This window comes from Bacillus sp. C30 (genome assembly GCF_040838255.1).
Lineage (GTDB): Bacteria > Bacillota > Bacilli > Bacillales > Bacillaceae_G > Bacillus_A > Bacillus_A mycoides.
Map to the genome: position 1 here is coordinate 1 of NZ_JBFPJH010000308.1, position 3817 is coordinate 3817.

The window sequence follows — 3817 nt, forward strand, 5'->3', positions numbered from 1 at the left end:
CTCAGGAATTAATGTTTTTTAAAAATTCATTTTCTAATTCTACTATCTTTCTTTTACGGGCTTTTATTTTTCTTACGGGTACCCCAACATAAATATACCAATCATCTAAACTTTTTTTTACCATACTCATCGCACCAACTGCTGCTCCTTCTCCTATCACTACATTTGGAAAAATAATAGAATGCGCACCAATAATCGTATGCTTTTTTAAGATAACTTTTCCAGCTTTCACATTTTTATATTGATTTGGAATAGTTGGCCCCATTAATGTATTTCCACTAAAATCATCAATGGCTGCATATACAATTGTTCTTGATGAAATATTTGCAAAATCATGCATTTCAATCCCCATTTCTCCTCCATATAAAGCTGTATATGCTGCTATATGCGAATAACTTCCAATCGTAACTTTGCCACTTAAAATACAAAAGTCATCAATCCTTACATTATTTCCAACAGATATAGCACCTGGATTATATATGCTGGCTTTTTTACTTATTAATACATTTCCCCCTATAGATAGAAAACCAATTTCGCTCAACTCTTCTTCACTATAAAAACTATTCATCTGTGGACACCACCTTCTGCATTAAACACATTATAATTTGCTCCACTATTTCTTTCGTCATTCCTTCCCATAAAGGTAGACTAATTATTTGTTTTGCTATTTTATTTGTATTTATTAAATCTGTAGATTTATAGTTTTTAAAGAAATCTTGTTGGTGACAAGATGGTGAAAAATATGACCTAGCTTCTATCTTTTGCTTTTTCAACACTTCTATTACTTGCGTATTGTGAATTTTTTTTGGACAGAGAATAGGCATAAATTGATGAATCACTGCTTCTGTCTTTTGAACTTTCCATCCTTTTTTCATTAATCCGGTACTTTGTAGTAATTGTTTATACCAATCCGCAATACGATTTCGCTCTTGCACTTTTGGATTCCAGCTGTTTATCGTTGCAATCCCAATAGCAGCTGCATACTCAGACATTTTAGAGTTAAACCCCATCATTGTACATTCACGATTATTATCAAATCCAAAATTACCCATTCTTTTAATATGATATATATCTTTTTCATTATAGCTATATATCATACCACCCTCTCCGATTCCGAAAGGTTTTGTTGCATGAAAACTATATACTACCATCCCACTAAAGTCCTGACCGTAATGCACCCCTCCATGCATCAATCCAAATCCTGGCGCCGCATCTACAACTACTGGCATGCCTTGTTTTTCTAATTCCTCGTATTCTTTCAAATCCATCCATGAGCCGAATGTTGCATATGGAACAACGATTGCAACCTCTTCTTTTAATTCATTAACCTTATCTACAAGTACTGTTTTATCCATACACCAATCATCTAAAGAAATATCAATAAAATAAGGTTCTAATCCACACCATATAGCCGCTAATGCTGTAGCAGGGAATGTAAAACTAGGCATTAAAGCGTACTTTCCTTTCTTTCTTTTCTTAAGCTGAATAGCCGCCATTAATCCCATCGTTGCGTTTGCTACTGTTGTAACAGCTCCCCTACCTTTAAAAAAATTAGACATAATGGTTTCTTCAAAATGTTGATTTAAGGGTCCATAATTCGTATATATGTGCGATATATCAATTTTTTTCAATTCATCCAAATACTCATTCACGGGTACAACTGAGGCGCGTAAAAAGGGGACATTTCCCATATTTATCTATTCCTTTCTATCCTTTCGGACAATGTAGAGCATATCAGTTTCAGATAATCCTAATTTCCTAGCACTTTCCATCCCGGATTTTTCAGCTACATTATACAATTCCATCTTAAATCCTGCATTCGTTAATCGTTGAATAAATCCAGATTGATTATAAATTCTTACATGATCCTCTTGACCAAAAACTATTTTTCTCAATTGTGGTGTTACAATAGATTTATCCTCTATAATAAACTCTACATTCATTACGATTGGTACTTGAATAATGCCCCATCCACCTGGTTTTAGTACCCTATATAGCTCTCGCATCGCTTTTTCATCATCTGGAACGTGTTCTAAGACATGGCTGCATAGAATTACATCAAAAGCATTATTTTCATACGTAAGCCTTGTGACATCAATTTCCTCCATAAAAAAATCCTTTGGCTCTAAATCCCCACATACATAAGTAATGTTTTTATGTTCATTGAGCCATCTTCTTAGATTCGCTTCAGGCGCAATATGAAGCATTGTATGTTCGCCACTTAACAAATCTGTTTCCGTTTCAATGTACGCACGATACAATCTCTCACGATCCATTGAGTAACAAACCGGACAAATACCAGTATCTTTATTCCACATCTCAAATGTATATCTTGGAAAATCATAATGTGCTGGCCAAGGAGAAAAATTGTTAAATTCTTGATTGCAATATTGGCAGTAACAAACTTCTTTTTCGAATATATGAGTGACTAGTTTGTTTAATCCATTTTTTATCTTTTCATTATATATTTGGTTTATTTCCCCTCTTCTTACTGCATCCTTCACTATAAATCCCGCATTCTCCAAACAATAAGATAAACTCTCTTTATAATCATTTTCAGCATTTAAAAACCCACTATTGTGTGCATCTATAATTAATTCAATCCACTCTTCAATAGTCATTAATATAAAGTGCATTTGTTTTTGATTTTGTCCACTATGTTGTCTAAAATAACTAAGAGGTTCTTGTATATAAACTACTTTTCCTTTCCTCATCATATCTAGCCATGTTGCAATGTCATTAATAGCAGAATAAGCTTTTCCTTTAAAATACCCAAACTTCCCTTCAAACAACTCCCGATTAAACAGAACAGTTGTCGGCTCTCCAACTACATTTTTTAAGTTTTTTAATATATAATTCCCTAATTCTTTTCCTTCAAAAAGTGTAGTTTCTTTCGCAATTTTCATATTCAGTGTTGAGGGTGGTAATATCTCTCCATTCTCATCAATCAGTTCACGATATGACGTCACAAATGAAATATTTTCTAAAGTCAAAAAGTATTTCATCATTCTCTCGATCTTTTCATGATGAAATAAGTCATCATCTAATAAAAAGTTTAAATAATCCCCATTCGCAAGTTCTATACATTTATTAAAGTTTTCAGCAACTAATGGGGTTTCATTTTTAACATATGTAATGCATTCATACTCACTTAAATATGGCTGGATCATAGCGCTGACTTCATCATTCGTACTGTCGTCAGAAATAATAATTTCAATATTTTCATAGGTTTGATTCAAAGCACTTGTGAGAGCTAATTCCAAATAATGAGGTCTATTGTAGGCAGGAATAAGTATACTAACCTTGGGCAAAGAAGATTTGTTATTAATAAACTGTTTTTTCTTTTTTATACTTATTTGCTTTTGCTTAATTTGTTGATAAAAATCTAATGTATATAATAGTGATGATGGAACTATTCTTCTTGCATAGTCTAGAAAATTAGTCATTGCTTTGTCTAACTCTTTTTCATTAGCTAAAAAACCATATTTCTCTCCAACTATAATATTATGTGCAAAATCCTCTAATCCCTCCATAATTTTATTAGATTCATTCAACTGTTGACCTGGATGTAATCGGAAGTAACTAAGTGTCTCCGATATATATACCGCTCTTCCTTTACTTAATAAGGATAACCATGAGGCTACATCTACGTTACATAAATATTTCCTTTTATCAAACATACCATACGGTTCTATTAAATCAGTTTTACGAAATAATACCGTTGTGGGTTCACCTATATAATTTTTTTGATTCATAATTACCATATTTCCTAATTGGGCTCCATCTAAAATTGTATCCGTATGAAATAACCTCATAG

General features: G+C 32.6%; 3 protein-coding genes. All 3 read right to left on the minus strand.

Annotated features, from left to right (window positions below):
- Position 1 precedes the first annotated feature (1 nt).
- Complete coding sequence (locus AB3X49_RS19100; RefSeq protein WP_367964049.1) at positions 2-568, minus strand: acyltransferase; 567 nt, start codon at positions 566-568, stop codon at positions 2-4.
- Positions 561-1691, minus strand: coding sequence for an aminotransferase class I/II-fold pyridoxal phosphate-dependent enzyme (locus AB3X49_RS19105; protein WP_367964052.1), 1131 nt, complete (start codon positions 1689-1691; stop codon positions 561-563). Before AB3X49_RS19105 ends, AB3X49_RS19100 begins: the two co-directional genes overlap by 8 nt.
- A 6-nt stretch (positions 1692-1697) precedes the next feature.
- A partial coding sequence (locus AB3X49_RS19110) for a glycosyltransferase (RefSeq protein ID WP_367964054.1) occupies positions 1698-3817 on the minus strand: 2120 nt, incomplete at its 5' end.